This is a genomic window from Bradyrhizobium sp. 147 (assembly GCF_023073935.1).
In the GTDB taxonomy this organism is placed as follows: Bacteria; Pseudomonadota; Alphaproteobacteria; order Rhizobiales; family Xanthobacteraceae; genus Bradyrhizobium.
Genome location: NZ_JADPKL010000131.1, coordinates 1 through 577 on the forward strand (window position 1 = coordinate 1; position 577 = coordinate 577).

The window sequence follows — 577 nt, forward strand, 5'->3', positions numbered from 1 at the left end:
ATGGTCTTCCAGCGGCCGTGCGGAACCTTGGCGGGAAGTCTGTGCCCGCGCGGCGCCCATCCCCGCAAAGGTGCCATATCGGTTCTGGTCCAGGTCTCGGCCCTTGCGCGCTGCGCAGGCGCCAGTTGTGGCGTGTCGCTCGAGATCGGAGCCGCCACCGGTGTGATCTCGACGGGAACGAGAGCTGGCACGGAATCTCCGCCCAGTCGCCCCTGGCGTGTCTGTCGACGCCAGGTGAACAGCAGGCTGTGAGCCACCCCGTGCCGGCGCGCCCCCCGCAGACCCTCTCGCCAGCCTGCAACGTCTCTTCGACAAGGCGAAATCGCCGACGACGCTCGGCGCCCAACACATTGACCTGCATTCGCCACGTGACCTTAAAGCTAGACTTAAGTCAAATCCTCGGGCCACAGCTCAAACTACGCAAGGCGGTCGCCGCCGGCTTTCAATTACCCATAACGTTGACCACTCGGCCTGATTTGCTGATCGGCGAAATCTTGAGTCGAAAGAATCGCTTGTGATTCCTTGCTGAGCACCTGATTCGCGAGGGGGTGCTCTATGGGGCTGACATTAAGGGATC

General features: G+C 62.2%; 1 pseudogene. It reads right to left on the reverse strand.

The features are described from left to right. A pseudogene (locus IVA87_RS30740) lies at positions 1 to 98 on the reverse strand (IS630 family transposase); the annotation flags it as partial. Positions 99 to 577 lie beyond the last annotated feature (479 nt).